This is a genomic window from Burkholderia sp. FW306-1C-G01B, assembly GCF_058781685.1.
This window is the reverse complement of sequence record NZ_JBYSWZ010000002.1, coordinates 456,407-476,811: the sequence shown is the minus strand read 5'-3', so window position 1 is coordinate 476,811 and position 20,405 is coordinate 456,407. Positions and strand designations below refer to the sequence as shown.

General features: G+C 66.8%; 16 protein-coding genes and 1 pseudogene. 11 read left to right on the top strand and 6 right to left on the bottom strand.

Annotated elements, in window-relative coordinates:
• The first annotated feature begins 9 nt into the window (after positions 1 to 9).
• From AC3WLY_RS06470 to AC3WLY_RS06460, 3 genes are all read left to right on the top strand, one after another.
• A complete protein-coding gene (locus AC3WLY_RS06470) occupies positions 10 to 609 on the top strand; it encodes a dual specificity protein phosphatase family protein (RefSeq protein WP_175962209.1) in 600 nt (199 codons plus the stop codon).
• A 471-nt stretch (positions 610 to 1,080) separates the two neighbouring features.
• A complete protein-coding gene (locus tag AC3WLY_RS06465) occupies positions 1,081 to 1,398 on the top strand; it encodes a helix-turn-helix domain-containing protein (protein ID WP_072442007.1) in 318 nt (105 codons plus the stop codon).
• Complete coding sequence (locus AC3WLY_RS06460; RefSeq protein ID WP_492309906.1) at positions 1,391 to 2,677, top strand: type II toxin-antitoxin system HipA family toxin; 1,287 nt, start codon at positions 1,391 to 1,393, stop codon at positions 2,675 to 2,677. Before AC3WLY_RS06465 ends, AC3WLY_RS06460 begins: the two co-directional genes overlap by 8 nt.
• A 23-nt stretch (positions 2,678 to 2,700) precedes the next feature.
• Here AC3WLY_RS06460 and AC3WLY_RS06455 read toward each other — a convergent pair.
• The 4 genes and pseudogenes from AC3WLY_RS06455 to betI form a co-directional block, all read right to left on the bottom strand.
• A pseudogene (locus tag AC3WLY_RS06455) lies at positions 2,701 to 2,987 on the bottom strand (TIGR03751 family conjugal transfer lipoprotein); the annotation flags it as partial.
• A 299-nt stretch (positions 2,988 to 3,286) separates the two neighbouring features.
• Positions 3,287 to 4,987: a choline dehydrogenase gene (gene betA, locus AC3WLY_RS06450; protein WP_492309907.1), complete on the bottom strand. Its 1,701-nt coding sequence runs from the start codon at positions 4,985 to 4,987 to the stop codon at positions 3,287 to 3,289.
• 16 nt (positions 4,988 to 5,003) lie between these two features.
• Positions 5,004 to 6,473: a betaine-aldehyde dehydrogenase gene (gene betB, locus AC3WLY_RS06445; RefSeq protein WP_065501270.1), complete on the bottom strand. Its 1,470-nt coding sequence runs from the start codon at positions 6,471 to 6,473 to the stop codon at positions 5,004 to 5,006.
• 30 nt (positions 6,474 to 6,503) lie between these two features.
• The gene (gene betI, locus AC3WLY_RS06440; protein WP_072441997.1) at positions 6,504 to 7,088 is read right to left on the bottom strand and encodes a transcriptional regulator BetI; all 585 of its coding nucleotides are present in this window, start codon (positions 7,086 to 7,088) and stop codon (positions 6,504 to 6,506) included.
• Positions 7,089 to 7,807: 719 nt separating this feature from the next.
• On the opposite strand from betI, the gene AC3WLY_RS06435 reads away from it, so the two are divergent.
• The 8 genes from AC3WLY_RS06435 (at position 7,808) to fdhA (ending at position 17,685) form a co-directional block, all read left to right on the top strand.
• Positions 7,808 to 8,710, top strand: coding sequence for an alpha/beta fold hydrolase (locus tag AC3WLY_RS06435; protein ID WP_425130081.1), 903 nt, complete (start codon positions 7,808 to 7,810; stop codon positions 8,708 to 8,710).
• A gap of 67 nt (positions 8,711 to 8,777) precedes the next feature.
• On the top strand, positions 8,778 to 9,347 hold the full coding sequence (locus AC3WLY_RS06430; protein WP_204421824.1) for a methyltransferase family protein: 570 nt from the start codon (positions 8,778 to 8,780) through the stop codon (positions 9,345 to 9,347).
• Positions 9,348 to 9,364: 17 nt separating this feature from the next.
• Complete coding sequence (locus tag AC3WLY_RS06425; RefSeq protein WP_492309908.1) at positions 9,365 to 10,648, top strand: glycosyltransferase; 1,284 nt, start codon at positions 9,365 to 9,367, stop codon at positions 10,646 to 10,648.
• Entirely contained in the window at positions 10,645 to 12,240 is a 1,596-nt protein-coding gene (locus AC3WLY_RS06420; RefSeq protein ID WP_492332650.1) for a DHA2 family efflux MFS transporter permease subunit, read from the top strand. Before AC3WLY_RS06425 ends, AC3WLY_RS06420 begins: the two co-directional genes overlap by 4 nt.
• Before the next feature lie 10 nt (positions 12,241 to 12,250).
• Positions 12,251 to 13,189, top strand: a complete 939-nt coding sequence (locus AC3WLY_RS06415) for a glycosyltransferase family 2 protein (RefSeq protein ID WP_492308051.1) — start codon at positions 12,251 to 12,253, stop codon at positions 13,187 to 13,189.
• Between the two features lie 8 nt (positions 13,190 to 13,197).
• Positions 13,198 to 15,045: an efflux transporter outer membrane subunit gene (locus tag AC3WLY_RS06410; RefSeq protein ID WP_492308052.1), complete on the top strand. Its 1,848-nt coding sequence runs from the start codon at positions 13,198 to 13,200 to the stop codon at positions 15,043 to 15,045.
• Positions 15,045 to 16,235, top strand: a complete 1,191-nt coding sequence (locus AC3WLY_RS06405) for an HlyD family secretion protein (RefSeq protein WP_492308053.1) — start codon at positions 15,045 to 15,047, stop codon at positions 16,233 to 16,235. Before AC3WLY_RS06410 ends, AC3WLY_RS06405 begins: the two co-directional genes overlap by 1 nt.
• Before the next feature lie 253 nt (positions 16,236 to 16,488).
• Positions 16,489 to 17,685, top strand: coding sequence for a formaldehyde dehydrogenase, glutathione-independent (gene fdhA / locus AC3WLY_RS06400; RefSeq protein ID WP_027781331.1), 1,197 nt, complete (start codon positions 16,489 to 16,491; stop codon positions 17,683 to 17,685).
• A gap of 107 nt (positions 17,686 to 17,792) precedes the next feature.
• Here the strand turns inward: fdhA and AC3WLY_RS06395 are convergent, their stop codons facing one another.
• Both AC3WLY_RS06395 and AC3WLY_RS06390 read right to left on the bottom strand, forming a co-directional pair.
• Positions 17,793 to 18,569 carry a hypothetical protein gene (locus AC3WLY_RS06395; RefSeq protein WP_175962221.1) on the bottom strand — a complete coding sequence of 259 codons (777 nt, stop codon included), beginning with the start codon at positions 18,567 to 18,569 and terminating at the stop codon, positions 17,793 to 17,795.
• A 262-nt stretch (positions 18,570 to 18,831) separates the two neighbouring features.
• Positions 18,832 to 20,253 carry an aminotransferase-like domain-containing protein gene (locus AC3WLY_RS06390; RefSeq protein WP_175962222.1) on the bottom strand — a complete coding sequence of 474 codons (1,422 nt, stop codon included), beginning with the start codon at positions 20,251 to 20,253 and terminating at the stop codon, positions 18,832 to 18,834.
• Positions 20,254 to 20,405 lie beyond the last annotated feature (152 nt).

Here is a 20,405-nt window from a genome sequence, read left to right as displayed (position 1 = left end):
CGAACCAACATGAAAATTGCCTTCATTGCCGCGATCGCCGTCACGCTTGCCGGGCTCGTGCAGCCGGCATACGCGGACGCGGTTTTCGGCGTTGCGGCCCGACCGATCGCGGCCCGACCGATCCAATGGGCGCAAAACATTGCCGATGCGCGCGTGAACAACCTGCATCGCATCACGCCGACGTTGTACCGCAGCGCGCAGCTCTCGCGGGAAGACGTGCCGGAATTGCAGAAGCTCGGCATCCGCAAGGTCATCAGCTTCCGCGCGTTTCACGCGGACGACAGCATCCTGGCCGGCACGCAGATCACGATGCAGCGCATCCGGATCAACACGTGGTACATCCGCGACGAAGACATGGTCGCCGCGCTGAAGGCGCTGCGGACCGCCGACCAGGACGGCCCGGTGCTGATCCATTGCCAGCATGGCGCCGATCGCACCGGGCTCGTGTCGGCTCTGTACCGGATGGTGTACCAGGGCTGGACGCGCGAGCAGGCGCTCGATGAGTTGCAGCACGGCGGCTACGGGTTCCATCCGATCTGGCAGAACATCACGAATTACCTGAAGCACGTCGACGTCGAGCGTTTGCGGCAAGAGGTCAACAACGGCTGAGCCGGAAAGGAAAAACGCCGCTGACGGTGATCGTCAGCGGCGTTTTTAGTGGGCGTTCGGGCAGTGCGCCCGCCGTCGTCAGACCGTCTCCGGCTGCCGCACCGCCTTCGCGACGAAGTAACGCACGACGAAGCACACGAGCGGCTTCCTGCCGCGAATCTGAAGCGTGGTCATGATTGGCGCCTTGTGGCCCGACAGACTTCCTTTCTTCAGAAGCGGGGGCGAACAAGGCCGTGCACTCGTGCAACATGCGATCTGACCTCCGCACTGCCCCGGATAGTCCGCGCAGCCCCGGGGCGGTCTGATCGGCCGCTTCTTTGGTGTGGAGCTGCTTAACTCCATTATATTGTGGCTATTTGCGTAATCTTTCCGATAAGGCGCGGAATTGAGGAATTACGCCTCTTGAACCAAGGTGACATTAATTCTATAATTTTGGGTGCTAACTGGCATAGAAGGGGGTAGATACACACTATGTTGGATTTAAGCTTTAGCAAGCCGAGTGAGGTCGTCAAGCGCCTCTGCGATCGCTTGCGCACAGAGCGTTTGGCTCTGGGCATGACACAGTCGGATCTGGCCGGGCGTGCCGGCATTGGGGCCAACACCGTGTCCAACCTGGAGGCCGGGCGCAATGTTGGCTTCGAGGCCGTGGTCCGGGTGGCGATGGCGCTCGGCCGAATCAAGGAGTTCGAAGGTCTGTTCCAGCCAAAGCTGGACAGCATCGAGGACATTCTGCGCTACGAGAAAACAGCCAAGCGCCTCCGTACAAAGAGAAAGTCCAGCAATGCCTGAACAAGTGAATGTCTTCTACGAGGGCTGGGGGGAGCGATGGCATTGGGGCACGCTGGTCTCCACGACTGCCCTGACCGGTCGCCCACTGATCGTGTTCGAGTACAGCAACGAGGCCAGGCAAAGGGGCCTGGAGCTGTCTTCGTACACGCTGCCGCTGGAGGGCCATCAGTTGCGGCGAGATTTCCCAGGCCATCAATTGCAACTTCCGGGGCCTGTCTATGACGCCTTGCCAGACGGGTGGGGCATGCTGCTGATGGACCGTATGTTCAGGCGCCGTGGACTCAACACGGCCCGCATTGGCGCCCTGGAGCGGTTGGCCTATATCGGTAGCAACGCGATGGGGGCCATGACGTTTGAACCCGTCGCACCCGAAGGAGAGGCGCCGGACGTCCACATCCCGCTGCAACAGCTTGCTGCCGAAGTGCAGGAAGTGCTCCATGGTGAAGGTAGTGAGTTCCTGCAGACGTTGCTGCGGGTGGGCGGCTCGCCCCAAGGTGCAAGGCCCAAGGCCTTGGTCTATCGCGATCCGCAAACCGGTGGGTTTACCACGGCCGTCACGCCGGGCTTCGACGCCTGGCTGGTCAAGTTCCCGGCCAGAGAAGAGCATGCCGAGGTGTGCGCCATCGAGATGGTCTACGCCGAATGTCTGCGCAGATGTGGCATCGAGACCCCGGACACGCAGTACTTCAGTTTGCCCAATGGGCTGGCGGCGTTCGCCAGCAAGCGCTTTGATCGGCATGACGGATTGCGCGTCCCCATGCAGAGTCTCGCGGCGTTTACGGGGGCCGATTACCAGATTGCGGGGTCGTTGGACTACTTCAACTTCTTGCGGGCGACCCAGATCTGTACCAACGATGTGCGAGAGATGGGGAGGGCCTTCGAGCGCGCCGTCTTCAACGTCGCGTTCAACAACCGAGACGACCATCCCAAGAACTTCTCCTACGTCATGGCGCCAAATGGTCAGTGGAGACTGGCGCCGGCCTACGATGTGACCTTCTGCGAGGGACCCGGTGGATATCACCAAATGGACGTGATGGGTGAGGCACTGGAGATTTCCCGCGCACACATGCTTCGGCTTGCCGAGGAAGCCGAAGTGCCCCAGGACGTTGCCAGCAGAATGATTGACGGCATTTGCGAAGTGGCCAGCCAATTCTCAGACACGGCCGAGAACATGCACCCGCGGATTATTACTCGAGATACCTTGCGCACGATCCAAGGCCGCATCAACGAGAACGTTGCTCTGCTACGCCAGGGTCCCGCGGGCCGCGCTCACCGGTGAAGATGAACCGGCCGACGAACGGTTCAGAAGTCCTCCAGCCGTTCGCCCGGTAGCGCGTACTGCATCCGCTGGTACGGCGGGAACACTGTGGAGTATCCGGGCACCGGCACCAGATCGGTGCCGGCCAGGTGCGGGAACACGTACATGACCAGATCGGGATTGGGCAGCCGATGGAACGGGCGGTAGATCTCGTTCTGAGCCGTGTGGGTGTGAGCGCTGCCGTCAATCGGTGCGTCCTGCTCAGGCAATGGCCGGCACAACTGCTGGCGGCGTCGAGCAGCAGGCGTGCGGACTGGCCGGCTTCCGCATTCGCCAAAAGAGCGCGACGTCTTCGCGGGTTTTCGTTCTACTTGCCGCTCGTCCGCGCTTTCGGCGGTGCAGTGGCATGCGTACTCGACTGTCGTCGGCTGGTCCGCTGCCCTGAACCCCGGCAGCCTCATTTCAAAGCGCGTGCGCCCGCGAACTCATCCGGCCGATGTGATCACATGGCTGCAAGTCGGGAACTCGCTTCCGCGCAAGTCACCGTAAAAGAAACGAAAACGCCGCCAACCATCACTGCCGGCGGCGTTTCGTCAATATGCCGATGAGCGGGCAGCACGCCCGCCGTTGTCAAACCGTCTCCGGCTGCCTCACCGCCTTCGCGACATCGCGCGCGAGCGCGCCGTTCGCGACGAAGTACGGCACATCGACGCGCGCGAGCGGCTGCTTCCCACGAATCTTGTCGGCGATCTTCTCGGCGATCATGATCGTCGGCGCGTTCAGGTTGCCGGTCGTGATGATCGGCATGATCGATGCATCGACGACGCGCAGGCCTTCCAGCCCGTGCACGCGACCCGCTTCGTCGACCACCGCCATGTCGTCGTAACCCATCTTGCACGAGCACGACGGATGGAACGCAGTCTCCGCGCGGGCTCGCACGAACGCGTCGAGCTCCTTGTCGCTCTTGCAGTCGGCGCCCGGGTTCAGCTCGCGGCCGCGATAGCGGTCGAGCGCGGGCTGCCGCATGATCTCGCGCGTCGCGCGGATCGCATCGCGGAACTCGCGCCAGTCGAGCGCTTCGGCCATGTAGTTGAACAGGATGCTCGGATGCTGGTTCGGATCGCGCGAGCGCAGTTTCACGCGGCCGCGGCTCGGCGAGCGCATCGAGCCGACGTGCGCCTGGAAGCCGTGCATCTCGATCGCGTTCGAGCCGTTGTAGTTGATCGCCACCGGCAGGAAGTGATACTGGATGTTCGGCCAGGGATCGTCGTCGCGCGTGCGGATGAAACCGCCCGCCTCGAAGTGGTTGCTCGCGCCGAGGCCCGTGCCGTTCAGCATCCATTCGACGCCGATCTTCGGCTGGTTCCACCATTTGAGCGCCGGGTACAGCGACACGGGCTCCTTGCACTCGTACTGGATGTACATCTCCAGGTGGTCCTGCAGGTTCTGGCCGACACCGGGCAGGTCGAGCACGACGGGGATGTCGAGTTCCTTCAGCCACGCGCCGGGGCCGACGCCCGAGCGCTGCAGCAGTTGCGGCGATGCAATCGCGCCGCTGCACACGAGCACTTCGCGGCGCGCCTGCGCGGTCGCGCGCTCGCTGCCGCGCAGGTACGTGACGCCCGATGCGCGCTTGCCGTCGAACAGGATGCGGTCGGCGAGCGCATGCGTGACGATCTCGAGGTTCGGCCGCGCACGCGCCTGGTCGAGATAGCCGCGCGCGGTGCTCGCGCGGCGGCCGCGCGGCGTGACGGTGCGGTCCATCGGGCCGAAGCCTTCCTGCTGATAGCCGTTCAGGTCGTCGGTGCGCGGATAACCGGCCTGCACGCCCGCGTCGACCATCGCCTCGAACAGCGGGTTCACGCCCGGCTTGCTGGTGGTGACCGACACGGGGCCGTTGCCGCCGTGATAGTCGTTCGGGCCGACGTCGCGCGTCTCGGCTTTCTTGAAGTACGGCAGGCAGTCGAGATACGTCCAGTTATCGAGACCCTTGTGCGTCGACCAGTTGTCGTAGTCGAGCGCGTTGCCGCGGATGTAGCACATGCCGTTGATCAGCGACGAGCCGCCGAGCCCCTTGCCGCGGCCGCATTCCATCCGGCGGTTGTCCATGTGCGGCTCGGGATCGGTCTCGTACGCCCAGTTGTAGCGGCGGCCCTGCAGCGGATAGGCGAGGGCGGCCGGCATCTGCGTGCGGAAGTCGAAGCGGTAGTCGGGGCCGCCCGCTTCGAGCAGCAGCACCGTGACGTCCGGATCTTCCGTCAGGCGCGTTGCGAGCACATTGCCCGCGGAACCTGCGCCGCAGATGATGTAGTCGTATTCGCGTGTCGTCATGACGGGTTGTCCTCCTTTAAAACACCGGGTTGTAGCGGCCGAGCTCGACCTGCACCGACTTGATCCGAGTGTAGTGCTCGAGCGTCGTGATGCCGTTCTCGCGTCCGACACCGGATTGCTTGTATCCGCCAACCGGCATTTCGGCCGGCGATTCGCCCCACGTGTTGATCCAGCAGATGCCGGCTTCGAGGCGATGGATCGTGCGGTGCGCGCGCGACAGGTTCTCGGTCACGACGCCGGCCGCGAGCCCGTAGTGCGTGTCGTTCGCGCGGGCGATCACTTCGTCCTCCGATTCGAAATCGAGGATGCTCATCACCGGCCCGAAGATTTCCTCGCGGACGATCTTCATGTCGTCGCGGCAATCGCCGAACACCGTCGGCGCGACGTACTGGCCGCTGCCGAAGTGGCCGTCGGTCAGGCGCGTGCCGCCGGCGAGCAGCTTCGCGCCTTCGGCCTTGCCGCTATCGATGAAGCCGAGCACCTTGTCGAGCTGCGCAGCCGACACGAGCGGGCCGAAGTTGGTGTCGGCATCGGTCGGCTTGCCGACGCGGATGCGCTTCACGCGCTCGAGCACGCGCTGCGTGAACGCGTCCTTGATCGAACGGTGCACGAATACGCGCGTACCGTTCGTGCAGACCTGGCCCGAGCTGAAGAAGTTGGCGGTCACCGCGATGTCGGCCGCGCGGTCGAGGTCCGCATCGTCGAACACGATCAGCGGCGACTTGCCGCCGAGCTCCATCGTCACTTCCTTCAGCGACGATGCGCCGGCCAGCGACATCACCTTCTTGCCCGTCTCGACGCCGCCGGTGAACGACACCTTCGCGATGTCCGGGTGGCCCGTGAGCAGCGCGCCGACCGAGCCGTCGCCCTGCACGACGTTGAACACGCCGGCCGGCACGCCGGCTTCCGTATAGATTTCCGCGAGCTTCAGCGCCGTCAGCGGCGTGACTTCGCTCGGCTTGAACACCATCGCGTTGCCGGCCGCGAGCGCGGGCGCCGTCTTCCAGCACGCGATCTGGATCGGGTAGTTCCATGCGCCGATGCCCGCGCACACGCCGAGCGGCTCGCGGCGCGTATAGACGAACGAATCGGCGCGCAGCGGCACCTGCAGCCCTTCGATCGCGGTCGCGAGGCCCGCGTAGTACTCGATCACGTCCGCGCCGGTGACGATGTCGACCGCGAGCGTTTCGCCGATCGGCTTGCCGGTGTCGCGCGTTTCCAGCGCCGCGAGTTCGTCGTTGCGCTCGCGCAGCAGGTCGACCGCGCGGCGCAGGATGCGCGAGCGCTGCATCGCGGTCATCGCGGCCCATTCGCGCTGACCTTCCTGCGCGGACGCAACCGCGCGGTCGACGTCGGCCGCGCTCGCCTGCTGCACCTGCGCGAGCAGCTCGCCGGTGGCGGGATCGAAGGTATCGAAAGTCTTGCCGCTCGTGGCGTCGACGTAACCGCCGCCGATGTAGAGGCGCTGCAAACCGAATACGGACATGAGGATCTCCTTGAGGGCGACTGCGTAGCGTCAGTCGGACGCGAGCAGCAGGTCGATGTAATCGTGGGCGAGCTTCAGCGCCGCCCGGGTGTCGATGGGGCCGCCGGCGAGCGCGCCGCGCAGCCACAGGCCGTCGATCAGCGCGGCGAGGCCGCTGGCGGCTTCGAGCGCCTTCGTGCGCGGCAACGCCTTCGCGAATTCCGCGCACAGGTTCGAATGAAGGCGCCGCGTGTTGACGTGCTGCAGGCGCTTGAGCATCGGGTCGTGCATGCTCTGCGACCAGAACGCGAGCCACGTCTTCATCACGGGCGCGCTGACCTGCGTCTCGTCGAAGTTTGCGGCGACGACTGCACGCAGCCGCGAACGCGGATCCTTGCGTGCCGCCACGCGGCGGCGCGTGGTGGCCGACCACAGGTCGCGCAGCACGTGCCGCATCGTCGCTTCGAGCAGGCCGTCCTTGTCGCCGAAGTAGTGGCTGACGATGCCCGTCGAGATCTTCGCGCGTTGCGCGACCGATGCGAGCGTCGTGCCGGGCAGGCCCGCTTCGTCGATCGAACGCAGCGTGGCGTCGATCAACTGTGCGCGGCGTATCTCCCGCATTCCGACTTTCGGCATCGCGACTCCCTTCGCCCGGACGGGCCATCCATGGAAGTCGAGAGCTTAGCGGTTTTTTATTGAACGATCAATCAACAAAAAATCGGGGTCTGACGATGGCAGGGTCTTGGCGGTATGACGGATCGACCACTTGCCGCGATGTGCAGATGCGTAAAAACGAATTGAAAGAAGGTTAAGTAAGCTGGAGTTTGTTTAAAACGGTTTGCGAAAAATGGTGCAATGCACTGGAAAATTTACGGCCGCGTTTCTATTACGAAATGAAAGAGTGTGGATGCCTGTAATATTATTCACGATGTGGAATGGCGAGTGGGGGTGGTGAAGATTGGTAAATTCAGGAAGTCCGTTTTAATCAATCGATTAAAATGGAATATCGCTTTGAATTTAAAGATAAATATTGGATTTCATTATGCCAAGGAGCGCTACTCGCAAACGATTGCCAACGCCTTTGTAGCGATCCCTCATACCATATAAATTGATAAAAAAATTTGAATCCGGTGTATTCCCGGGTCGAGTAGAGGGAATCGTTGGGTGACTTGAGTCAGTAATATTGTCCGTATTAGTATGGCGCCGCACTGCGAGGAATGAATTGGCGCCGCCGGTATTTGCCGCGGTGCGTCGGCAATGGGCGCGGCGAAGGATCGCGCGCGGGGCCGGCACCCGCCATTGCGCAGCTGCAGCATGCCGCGACGTCGAGACGCCGCATCCACCGGAGAACGACGATGCCGACCGAAAAACACGTGGTCCCGCTGCCGAATGGTCTGAAGGTCTACGTCGAACGGAACGTGTTCGACCCGGCGTTCGACACGGCGATGCTCGTCAACGGCGCGCTCGCGACGACCGCGTCGTTCGGGCAGACCGTCCAATATCTGGGCGAGCGGATGAACACGATCTGCTTCGACCTGCCGTACGCGGGGCAGTCGCGCCAGCACAATCCGGGCTGCGTCATCCTGACCAAGGACGACGAAGCCGCGATCCTCCAGCATCTGGTCGAGCGCTTCGCGCCGGCATTCCTCGTGTCGGTGTCGTGGGGCGGCGTCGCCTCGCTGTTCGCGCTCGCGCGCGGCTGCCCGAGCGTGCGGCGCGCGGCGATCTGCTCGTTCTCGCCGTTCCTGAACGACGCGATGGTCGACTACGTGACGCGCGCACGCGATCACATCGCGGCCGGCGAGAACCTGAAGGCCGCGCAGCTGCTGAACGACACCGTCGGCCGCTACCTGCCGCGCATCATGAAGCTGTACAACTACCGGTATCTCACGCGCCTGCCGCGCGACGAGCAGGACCAGGTCGCGTTCCACGTCGACCAGATCCTGTCGCTGCAGCCCGAGCGCTACTTCAGCGAGTTCTCGAACATCGGCTGCGAGCTGCTGTTCCTGAACGGCGAGCGCGACGAATACACGACGCCGGCCGACGTTCGCCAGCTCGGTGCGCACGTGCCGCGCGCGCGGTTCGCGACGGTGCCGGACGCCGGCCATTTCCTCGACATCGAAGGCCGCGCGCAGCGCGAACACACGCGTGCGGCGCTGCTCGACTTCTTCTGCGACGGGTCGCCGGTCGCGGCCGGCATGGCGCACGCCGCCGCGCATGCGTGCGTGCCCGCGCCGATCCACGCGCTGTCGTCGTGACGCCGCACGTCGTGCCGTGGGCCCGGCCCGCGCACCCGAATTCCCATCCCAACGAGGCAGGCCAGCCGTGAATATCGTTCAGACCATCGCCATCGTCGTTCCCTGGGCCGCATGGCTCGCGTACTGGATCGCCACGTCGCAGGGCGTGAAGACGACCGTGCGCAAGGAGGCGTCGCGCTCGCGCACGCTGCAGTCGATTCCGCTGATCGTCGGCGGCGCGCTGATCATCCTGCCCGATCCGGCATGGCAGGCGCTCGTGCCGGACTGGCAGCGCTTCGGCCTGCAGGCGCAGTGCGGGCTCGCGGTGCTGGTCGCGGGCCTGCTCTTCTCGGTGTGGGCGCGGCTGCATCTCGGCACGAACTGGAGCGTGTCGGTCACGCTGAAGGAGGACCACGAACTCGTCCGCACGGGGCCGTACGCGCTCGTGCGTCACCCGATCTACACGGGCTGCCTGCTCGCGCTCGTCGGCGCCGCGCTGATCGGCGGCGAATGGCGCGGCGCGATCGGCGTGCTGCTCGTGTTCGCGTCGCTCGCGTACAAGGTGCGCGTCGAGGAGAGCTGGCTGACCGGGCATTTCGGGCCAGCGTACACGCAGTACCGCCGCGAAGTCGCGGCGCTGATTCCCGGCTTCTACTGATTCCCGCGAGGCGCGCGATGACGAAGATGATCGTGACCGCGATCGGCTCGGCGGGCGACGTGCATCCGTTGCTCGGCGTCGCGCGCACGCTCGCGGCGCGCGGTCACGCCGTCGTGTTCTGCACGCACGCGCCGTTCGAGGCGGCCGTGCGCCGTTGCGGTTTCGCATTCGTGCCGGTCGGCACCGCGGCCGAATACGAGGCCGCGATGGCGAACCCTGCGCTGTGGGACCCGCGCACGTCGTTCCGCACGCTGTGGCAGGTGATCGCGCCGATGCTGCGCCCGCACTACGACGCGCTGCATGCGCTGACCGACGACGATACGGTGCTCGTCGGCACGCTGTGGGCGTTCTCCGCGCGCTTCATGCAGGAGCTGCACGGCACTCCGTACGTGTCGGTGCAGGTGTCGCCGTCGACGCTGCTGTCCGCGCATGCTCCGCCGACGCACCCGCGCCTGACGATTCCCGCGCGCTGGCCGCTGCCGGTGAAGGCGGCGCTGATGACGCTGATCGAGCGACAGGTGCTCGACCGCGTATGCGGCCCCGCGCTCGACGCGGTGCGTCGCGAACTCGGGCTCGCGCCCGCGCGGCGCGTGCTCGGCCGCTGGCTGCATTCGACCGACGGCGTGCTGTGCCTGTTTCCCGGCTGGTTCGCGCCGCCGCAGCCCGACTGGCCGTCGAATCATCTGCAAAGCGGCTTTCCACTGTTCAACGACATCGCGGCGCCTGACGAAGATGCGGAACTCGATGCGTTTCTTGCGGCCGGCGAGCCACCGGTCGTGTTCACGGCCGGCTCGACGCTCGTCGATCACGCGCCGTATGCGCGCGCGGTGGCGGACGCGCTGCGCGCGACGGGCGCGCGCGGGATCCTGCTGACGCCGCACGATGCCGCGCCGGACGGCAACCGGTTGGTCGTGCGCCGCTTCGTGCCGATGCGCACGCTGCTGCCGCGTTGCCGCGCGCTCGCGCATCACGGCGGGATCGGCACCGCGGCGCTCGCATACGAGGCCGGGATCGTGCAGGTCGTGACGCCGTTCGCGCACGACCAGTTCGACAACGCGCAACGCGTCGCGGCGAGCGGCTGCGGCGTGCGTGTCGACGGTCCCGTCGACGGCGCGCGTCTCGGTGCGGCGCTGGCGCACGTGCTCGGCGAACCCGCATTCGCGGTGCATGCCGAGCGCGCGCGTGCGCTGCTCGCCGCCGCGCCGGACGGCTGTCATGCGGCCGCCGATTTCATCGAACGGTTCGCGCCGAAGCGCGGGCGGGCGACCAAGCGGGCCGATGTCGCGGTGGTCGGCGCATGAGTACCGCGTCGCCGCTTCGCGATGCGCCAGGCGCGCCGTCCGCATTCGACGTGCCGGCCCCCGCGCCGGCCGCGCCGCCGCTGCGCGGCATCCGGCTCGCGCTGCTGACGTTCGCGCTGTCGCTCGCGACCTTCATCGAGGTGCTCGATTCGACCGTGACGAACGTCGCGGTGCCGGCGATCTCCGGCAGTCTCGGCGTATCGAACAGCCAGGGCACGTGGGTAATCAGTTCGTATTCGGTCGCGGCCGCGATCGCGGTGCCGTTGACCGGCTGGCTCGCGCGCCGCGTCGGCGAATTGCGGCTGTTCGTCGGCGCGGTGCTGTTGTTCACGCTGACGTCGCTGCTGTGCGGGCTCGCGCGCGACCTGCACGTGCTGGTGATCTGCCGCGCGCTGCAAGGGCTGTGCTCGGGGCCGATGGTGCCGCTGTCGCAGACGATCCTGCTGCGCACGTTCCCGCCGGACAAGCGCACGATCGCGCTCGCGCTGTGGGCGATGACGGTGCTGCTCGCACCGATCTTCGGGCCGGTGGTCGGCGGCTGGATCGTCGACAACTTCTCGTGGCCGTGGATCTTCCTGATCAATTTGCCGATCGGACTGTTCTCGTTCGCGGTGTGCACCGCGATGCTGCGCCCCGACGCGCAGCGCGGCGCGGCCGGCCCGATCGACGTGCCGGGCATCGTGCTGCTGGTGATCGGCGTCGGCTCGCTGCAGGCGATGCTCGATCTCGGCCACGATCGCGGCTGGTTCGATTCGCCGCTGATCGTCACGCTCGCGGTGGTCGCGGCGCTCGCGATCGTGTCGCTGCTGATCTGGGAGGCGGGCGAAGCGCACCCCGTCGTCGATCTCGGCCTGTTTCGCGACCGCACGTTCTCGTTCTGCGTGCTGATCATCTCGCTCGGGATGATGAGCTTCTCGGTGGTCGGCGTCGTGTTTCCGCTGTGGATGCAGGCCGTGATGGGCTACAACGCGTTTCATGCCGGGCTCGCGACCGCATCGCTCGGCGTGCTCGCGCTCGTGTTCTCGATCCTCGTCGGGCTGCATGCGCACCGCTTCGACGCGCGCGTGCTCGCGACGTTCGGCTTCCTCGTGTTCGCGGGCGTGCTCGCGTGGGACGCGCATTTCACGCTGAAGATGACGTTCGCGCAGATCGCCGCGCCCGGCCTGATCCAGGGGATCGGGCTGCCGCTTTTCTTCATTCCGCTGACCGCCGCGACGCTGTCGCGGATTCCGGACGACCGGCTCGCCGCCGCGTCGAGCCTGTCGAACTTCCTGCGCACGTTGTCGGCCGCGTTCGGCACCGCGATGAGCGTGACGCTGTGGGACAACCGCGCGACCTATCACTACGACGTCGTGTCGCAATCCGTCACGCATGCGTCGGCGAATACGCAGCGCTTCGTGCACACGCTGAACGCGATGGGCGTGGACGGCGTGCGCGAGCTGACGACGCTGCACCAGGTCGTGATGCAGCAGGCTTACATGATGGCGACGAACGACATGTTCTGGATGGCGAGCATGACCTGCCTCGTGCTCGCCGCGATGATGTGGCTGACGCGGCCGAAGCGCGGCGCGGCGGCGTCCTTCGGGCATTGAGGAGACGAACATGACCACACTCGGCGCACTCGTGATCCTGTATCACCCGAGCGACGCGCAGCTCGATGCGCTTGGCGCGTGGAGGCACGCGTGCGACGCGTTGCTCGTCGTCGACAACACGCCGCAGCCCGATGCGCGGGCGCGCGACCTGTGTGCGCGCGAAGGCATCGCGCTGCTGCATCACGGCAACCGCGGCGGGATCGCGGGCGCATATAACGCGGGGCTCGCGGCGCTGTTTCGCGATCGCATGGATGCGGTCGCGCTGTTCGATCAGGATTCGTCGGTGCCGGCCGCGTATTTCCCGGCGATGCGCGATGTCTGCGCGGGGCTCGCGGGGCGCGCATTCCTGGCCGGCCCGCGCATCTTCGACGAGAACGCGCGCAGCTTCCTGCCCGAGCTCTCGACCAACGGAATCGGGTTGCGCCGCCTGCGCATCGAGCCGGGTACGCCGCCGCAGCGCTGTGCATTCCTGATCTCGTCGGGCTGCGTCGTATCGCGCGACGCGTTCGACGTGCTCGGCCGGTTCGACGAGACGCTGTTCATCGATCACGTCGACACCGAGTACAGCTTCCGCGCGCTCGCGCGCAACGTGCCGCTCTACGTCGTGCCGTCGCTGGTGCTGCCGCACCGTATCGGCGCGAAGCAGCGTCATGCGATCGGCCCTTTTGAAATGACGTCGATGAATCACTCGTGGCAACGGCGCTACTACAGCGCGCGCAATGCGGTGCAGCTCGGGATGCAGTACGGGCTGCGCTTTCCGGTGGCGATCGTGCCGAACCTGCTGACCGTGTGGCAGGTCGTGCAGATCGCGCTCGTCGAGCGCGACAAGCGCGCGAAGCTCGCCGGCATCCTGTTCGGTGTCGCCGATGGCCTGTTCGGCCGGCTCGGCCCGCTCGAACGCACGCGGCCGCGGCTGGCTGCACGCGCGCAGCGCATTCAGCAGGGGTGAGGGGCGCGATGCGGCGTGTGAAGAAAGCGGCGGGTTTGGCGTGTGGCGTTCAACGCGGCTCGATGATCGCGGCGGCGGCCGTGCTGCTGGCATTGGGCGGATGCGTGCCGTCGGGCTTCCTGCCTTCGCTGTCGCTGCGCGCGCCGGCCGGCGATGCGCTCGCGCACACGGCCGGCCCCGGCGCGAACGGCGCGTGGCCCGCGCCCGACTGGGTGAAGCAGTTGCAGGATCCGCAGCTCGACGAGCTGGTGACGGAGGTATCGCAGAACAACCCCGATCTGCAGGTCGCGCAGGCGCGGCTGCGGATCGCGCAGGCACAGCTTCAGCAGTTCGATTCGCTGACGGGGCTGACAGGCACGGCTGGCGCCACGATCAGCCGCGCGCGGATGCCGAAGCCGGGCGACGACGTCGCCAACGTGTCGGTCAGCGGCTATCGCGTGCCGGTCGAGATTTTCGGCGATCCGAACGTATCGCCGTCGTCGGTGTTCGTCGGGCTGAACTACCAGCTCGACCTGTGGGGGAAGAACCGCGCGGCGACGAAGAGCCTGATGTCGCTGCACGACGCGGCCGGCGTCGAGGCCGAACAGGTGCGGCTCACGCTCGCCGTCGCGATCGTCACCGTGTACTGCCAGCTCGACCAGGCATACGCGGTGCGCGACCTGCTGCAGCAGAAGCTGAAGATCAGCCAGCGCGTGACGGCCGTGCTGCGCGAGCGCACCGCGCGCGGCCTCGACAACGCGTACGACGCGAGCGACGCATCGATCAAGCGCAGCCGCCTGCTCGAACAGATCGCGCTGAACGACGAGCAGATCAAGCTCGCGCAACTGCAGCTCGGCGTGCTGTCGGGCCGCGGCCCCGAGCGCGGGCTCGCGCTGCAGCGTCCGCGCGTCGGCGCGTTCGCGGGCAGCGCCGTGCCCGCGCGGCTGCCGGCCGACCTGCTCGGCCGCCGGCCCGACATCGTCGCCGCGCGGCTGCGCGTCGAAGCCGCGTTCGCGAACGCCGATTCGACGCGCGCGCAGTTTTATCCGGACGTGAACCTCGTCGCGCTCGGCGGCGTGTTCGCGCTCACGCCTGCGTCGCTGTTCTCGCGCGATTCGCTCGCGGGTTCCGTCGGCCCCGCGATCTCGCTGCCGATCTTCGATCGCGGTCGGCTCAAAGCGAAGCTCGGTGCGGATGTCGCGCAGGCCGACGTCGCGATCGGGCTGTACAACAAGACCGTCGACGACGCGCTCGGGCAGGTTGCGCAGATCGTCACGTCGCTGCAAACGTCGCAGACGCTCGTCGCGCAGCAGCAGGACGCGGTGGCGGCCGCGCAGAAGATCGTGCAGATCGCGGCCGACCGCCACCGGCGCGGCGTGCTGATGCAGAAGGATGTCGATGTCGCGGATCTCACGCTGATCGACGAGCGCGCGCAGATGATCGCGCTGCTCGGCCGGCAGCGGACGCTGCGCGTCGGGCTGATCGGCGCGTTGGGCGGCGGATTCGATGCGGGCGCAACGGTTGCGCAGGCGCCGGCCGTGCATCGGGCGCGCAGCGGGGCGGCGAGGCGCGTCGCAGCGACCGCTGCGGCCCTTGGCGCGGCTGCGAATCGGGCGGCGGCGGCGGGTACGTCGAACGACGCGCGCCCGGGGAGCGCGGCAGTGCCGCCGGTTACCGGCACGGCGAGTTCCGCCCCGGCACCGGCACCGGCACCGCGCGACGACGCGGCGCGCCCGTCGACGGTCGGTGCGACCAACCCCCGCGGCACGCCGGTTCTCGCGCGCACGGCATCGGCGAGCCCGGCGTCGGGCGCGTCGGTCATGCCGGCGATACCCGTCTTCCAGCACGATCGTCTGATCGTTACGCAAAGCGACTGATGCACCACGACAACCTTCATACCGCCGCGCAGCCGGCCGCGCTGAACGATCCGGCACTCGATGCGCGCCGCGCGACGCGCCGCAAGCGCTTCACCGTGTTCTTCGCGGTCGTGCTGCTGGCCGCGCTCGCATGGGTCGCGTACTGGCTGTTGAGCGACCGCTATTACGAAGATACCGACGACGCGTATGTCGCGGGCAGCATCGTGCAGGTCGCCGCGCAGATTCCGGGTGCCGTGACCGACGTGCTGGTTGCCGATACGCAGGCCGTGCGCGCCGGGCAGACGCTCGTGCGGCTCGACGACACCGAGGCGTCCGTCGCGTTCGCGCAGGCGAAGGCGCAGCTCGCTCAGGCGGTGCGGCAAGTCGCTAACGCGAAGATCTCGAACACGATGTACGTCGAGGCCGTGAACGCGCGGCGCGCCGACCTGTCGCTCGCGCAGCGTGCATGGGTTGCGCGCTCGGGCGCGTCGGTCGAGATCGTCGCGCCCGAGGAGCTGGCGCGTGCGCGTGCGGCGGTGGCCGGCGCGCAGGCGAATCTCGCAGCCGCGCAGGCGCAGCTCGATGCCGCGCGCGCGCTCGGCAGCAAGCTGCCGGTCGACGAAAGCCCGGCCGTCGTACAGGCGGCCGCGCAGTTCAAGCTCGCGTACCGGAACCTGAAGCGCACGACGATCGTCGCGCCCGTCGACGGCACGATCGGGCAACGTTCGGTGCAGGTCGGCCAGCAGGTCGGGCCCGGCGTGCCGCTGATGTCGGTCGTGCAGTTGAACCGGCTGTGGATCGAGGCGAATTTCAAGGAAGGGCAGATTCGCCACATGCGCGTCGGGCAGCCGGTCGAGATCGTGTCCGACCTGTACGGCACGCGTGTTGCCTATCGCGGCCGCGTGCAGGGCTTCTCGGCGGGCACGGGCAGTGCGTTCTCGATGCTGCCGTCGCAGAACGCGGCCGGCAACTGGATCAAGGTCGTGCAGCGCGTGCCGGTGGTGATCGCGATCGATCCGCGCGATCTCGCCGCGCATCCGCTGCGCGTCGGGCTGTCGATGCGTGCGACGGTCGACACGCACGACCGCAACGGCCATGCGCTCGACAGCGAGCCGCCGACGCCGGCCGTCAGCACGCGCGTGCACGACGGCGTCGCGAGCGAGGCCGAAGCGGCCGCCGCGGCGATCATCCGCGAGAATCAGGGCGGGTAACGCCTGCCGAAAAGTGGAGGGCAGGCCGCCATGGGCGGTCCGACCCCCGGTATATCCCGCCGCACACTGACTTTCCGTCGTTTCCCGCCCGGTTTTCGTATTTCCGCCATCGATGTCGGCGCCGTTCAAACGCATGTCGCGTTTGAGACATCGGCGCCCCTGCCTCCGGGACTACTCTCGAACAGCACGTTGCGTGCGCGCCGCATTCGCCGGCGTGCCGCCGCGCCATCCAACGAGACATGGAGACAATACGATGAGCAGCAATCGAGGTGTCGTCTATCTTGGACCGGGCCAGGTCGAAGTCCAGAAAATCGATTATCCGAAGATGGTCGATCCGAGCGGCCGCGCGATCGGCCACGGCGTGATTCTGAAGGTGGTCAGCACGAACATCTGCGGTTCCGACCAGCACATGGTGCGCGGCCGCACGACCGCGCCGGTCGGCCTCGTGCTCGGTCACGAGATCACGGGCGAAGTGGTCGAAGTCGGCCGCGACGTCGAGACGCTGAAGATCGGCGATCTCGTGTCGGTGCCGTTCAACGTCGCGTGCGGCCGCTGCGCGATGTGCAAGGACACCCATACCGGCGTGTGCCTGAACGTGAACCCGTCGCGTGCCGGCGGCGCATACGGCTACGTCGACATGGGCGGCTGGATCGGCGGCCAGGCCGAATACGTACTCGTGCCGTATGCCGATTTCAACCTGCTGAAATTCCCCGACCGCGACCAGGCGATGGCGAAGATTCGCGATCTGACTTGCCTGTCCGACATTTTGCCGACCGGCTATCACGGCGCGGTGAGCGCGGGCGTGAAGCCGGGCTCGACGGTCTATATCGCGGGCGCGGGCCCGGTCGGGATGGCGGCGGCCGCATCGGCGCGCCTGCTCGGCGCGGCCGTGACGATCGTCGGCGACATGAACGCGGAGCGCCTCGCGCATGCGAGGGCGATGGGCTTCGAGACGGTCGACCTGTCGAAGGACGCATCGCTCGGCGAACAGATCGAGCAGATTCTCGGCGTGCCCGAGATCGATTGCGCGGTCGACTGCGTCGGCTTCGAGGCGCACGGCCACGGTTCATCGGGCCACTCGGAGGAAGCGCCCGCGACGGTGCTGAACTCGCTGATGGAAATCACGCGGCCGGCCGGCGCGATCGGCATCCCGGGCCTGTACGTGACCGACGATCCGGGCGCGAAGGACAAGGCCGCGCAGCACGGCAGCCTGAGCATCCGCTTCGGCCTCGGCTGGGCGAAGTCGCATTCGTTCTTCACGGGCCAGACGCCGGTGCTGAAGTACAACCGCAACCTGATGCAGGCAATCCTGTTCGACCGGCTGCCTATCGCGAAGATCGTCAACGTCGAAGTGATCTCGCTCGACCAGGCGCCGGAAGGCTACAAGAAGTTCGACGGCGGCGCGCCGCGCAAATTCGTCATCGACCCGCACGGCTTGCTGGCGGCCTGATGCGCTAGCGTTCGACACGCGCAACGCGCAACGCGCAACGTGAAACGGGCGGCTCCGGAAACGGGCCGCCCGTTTTCGCTGTGGGCGCGAACGGCCGGACCGCACGCTCAGTGGCCGGCATAGAGCTTCGCGATGTCGGTTTTGTCGGATGCGTTGCGCCGCGCGTGGCCGTGGCCATGGCCATGGCCGGTGTGCAGGCTCACACGACGGATCGCATGCGTGCGATGCGCGGGATCGCGGCTGCGTCGCCAGTCTTTCACGCGAACTACCCTGGTGTGGGGCCGGCCGGGCTCGCGAATCGACGGCGCGGCCTGCGCAACCGGCATTCGGTTTGCGGGTTCGCCGGCGCTCGGGCCGTCGCGTTGTGGATTGGCCGCCAGTTGCGTTCCGTCAGTCGAATGAAACGGATAGACGGGCACCGGCAACACCGGCAACACCGGATCGGGCGATGCATGCAGGCCGGACTCGGCCGCTGACGCTGCAGGCGTATCGGAGCCGCGACAAACGGGATCGGTTTTGCATATCCGGTCGGCCGTCACGTAGCCACCGACCAGCAGCATGAGCGTCAGGATGCTCAGGATCGGTGCGCTCGATGCGCGAGGCTGCCGGAAGGCCGCGTTGCGCAGCGTACGCTCGACGCGCGACGACCACGTGTGGAAGGACCGTGGCGCACCTATGGCGTGAGCGTCGTCCGATGCGCGGCGAATCGGATCGAACGGCCAGTTCCATCGGCCGCAGACGGGGCAGTGTTCGAGTGCGCGAAACGCCACGAAGCCGCATGCCCTGCAGCGGCAGCAAGCGGTATGTCGTGATTCGGCACGCGTGTTCAGCACGGCGCGCCAGGCATCGCGCGCGCGGACGTTCCGGATGGGCAGGACTCGCATGGTTCGAAGCGGCACGTGTCATTAACGAGACGAACAGTCGCCGACGAGCGTGTTTTTTTCGAATGCGGCAATCGATCCACGCGCGCCGTCAGCCAGCGGAGCGCGCGTCGTCGACTGTCGTTCGCATGCGGTGCTCATGTGATTCTCCATAACATCGGACGCGTTGAACACGTTCGTCCGCGGCTGCCTTCCGCTTCATTTTTTGTCGCTCGCGCGCGAAACGCAAGGAGCATGTCGGTCTTCGCGATCCACACGTTCCACGCTAACCGTCGTGCCGCTGCCGGGCCGCCAGCGTTCCGATGGTTTCCATCGCGCGCTCGACGGCGGGCGTCCACGGCCGGCCGTAGTTGAGCCGCAGATAACGGCGGAATCCGCCGGTCGCGGAAAAGATCGGCCCCGGCGCGATGCTGACGCCGCTTTCCATCGCATCGCCGAACAGGTGCATCGCATCCACGCGCGGCGGCAGTTCGATCCACAGGAAATACCCGCCGTGCGGCGCGAACACTTCGGTGCCGTCCGGAAAATACGCGCGAACGGCGGCGAGCATCTGCGCCTGGTGCGCGGCGAGATTGCGCCGCAGTTTCCGCAGGAAGCGGTCGTAGGCGCCGTCGCGCAGGTAGCTCGAAATCGCCATCTGCGCGGGCACGTCGGCCGCCGGTGCGCTCGCGCCTTTCGCCTGCCGGATCTGCCGCACGTAGCGTCCGGCCGCGACCCAGCCGATCCGGAACCCGGGCGCGAGACATTTCGAGAACGAACCGCAATGCAGGACGAGCCCGCTGTTGTCATACAGTTTCGCGGGGCGCGTGGGCGCCGTGCCGAAATGCAGTTCGCCGTATACGTCGTCCTCGATCAGCGGAACGCCGCGCGACGCGAGCAGGTCGATCAGCGCGTGCTTGCGCTCGTCGGTCAACGTCGCGCCGGTCGGATTGTGGAATGACGTCATGAACCAGCACGCGCGCACCGGATGCGTATCGAGCGCTTCGGCGAGCGCGTCGAGATCGAGACCGGTGCGCGGGTCGACCGGGATCTCGACGGCTTTCAGGTGCAGGCGCTGCACGGCCTGCAGCACCGCGTAGAATGCCGGTCGCTCGATCGCGACGATGTCGCCGGGGCGCGTCAGCGCCTGCAGGCTGAGCGTCAGCGCTTCGAGCGCGCCGGTCGTGATGATGATCTCGTCCATCGGCAAGGCCGCGCCCGCGTTCAGGTAGCGCAATGCGATCTGGCGGCGCAGCGCGTCGTTGCCGGGCGGCAGGCCGGACAGCAGATTCGTGCGGTCCATGCTCCGGGCCGCCGACGCCACGTAGCGCCACAGGCTGCTCATCGGGAACAGCGAATAGCTGGCGAACGCCGAGCCGAGCGGGACGATGTCCTCGTGCTTCAGGGAGTCGAGCAGGCGGAACAGCGGATCGTCGTCGCCGGTTTGTGCGGCGGCCGGCTTGCGCGGGGGATCGTGACCGAATCGTACGTGTTTGTCTTCGAGGTTCGCAACGAAATAACCGGACCGCGCACGCGCGACGATCAGACCCTCGCTTTCGAGCGCGTAGTACGCGCGAAACACGGTGGACGGGCTCACGCGATGCGCACGGCACGCGGCCCGCACGGTGGGGATGCGCGCACCGGCCGCCAGGTCGCCGCGCCGGATTGCGTCGGCTATCGTCTGCGCCAGCGCCGCATATCGCTTCATGCCAGCCCTCCGGCCGCTCGGGCCTTGCTGAAAAAAGAGTAGCACGGCACCCGTCGCGCGCAATTGCGCCCCAATCGCTGATCCGCAAGTTTTTGATGGACTTTGATCCTTTTCTTTCGTCTGACAAGCGGGCATGCTCTCGCAAGTTCTAT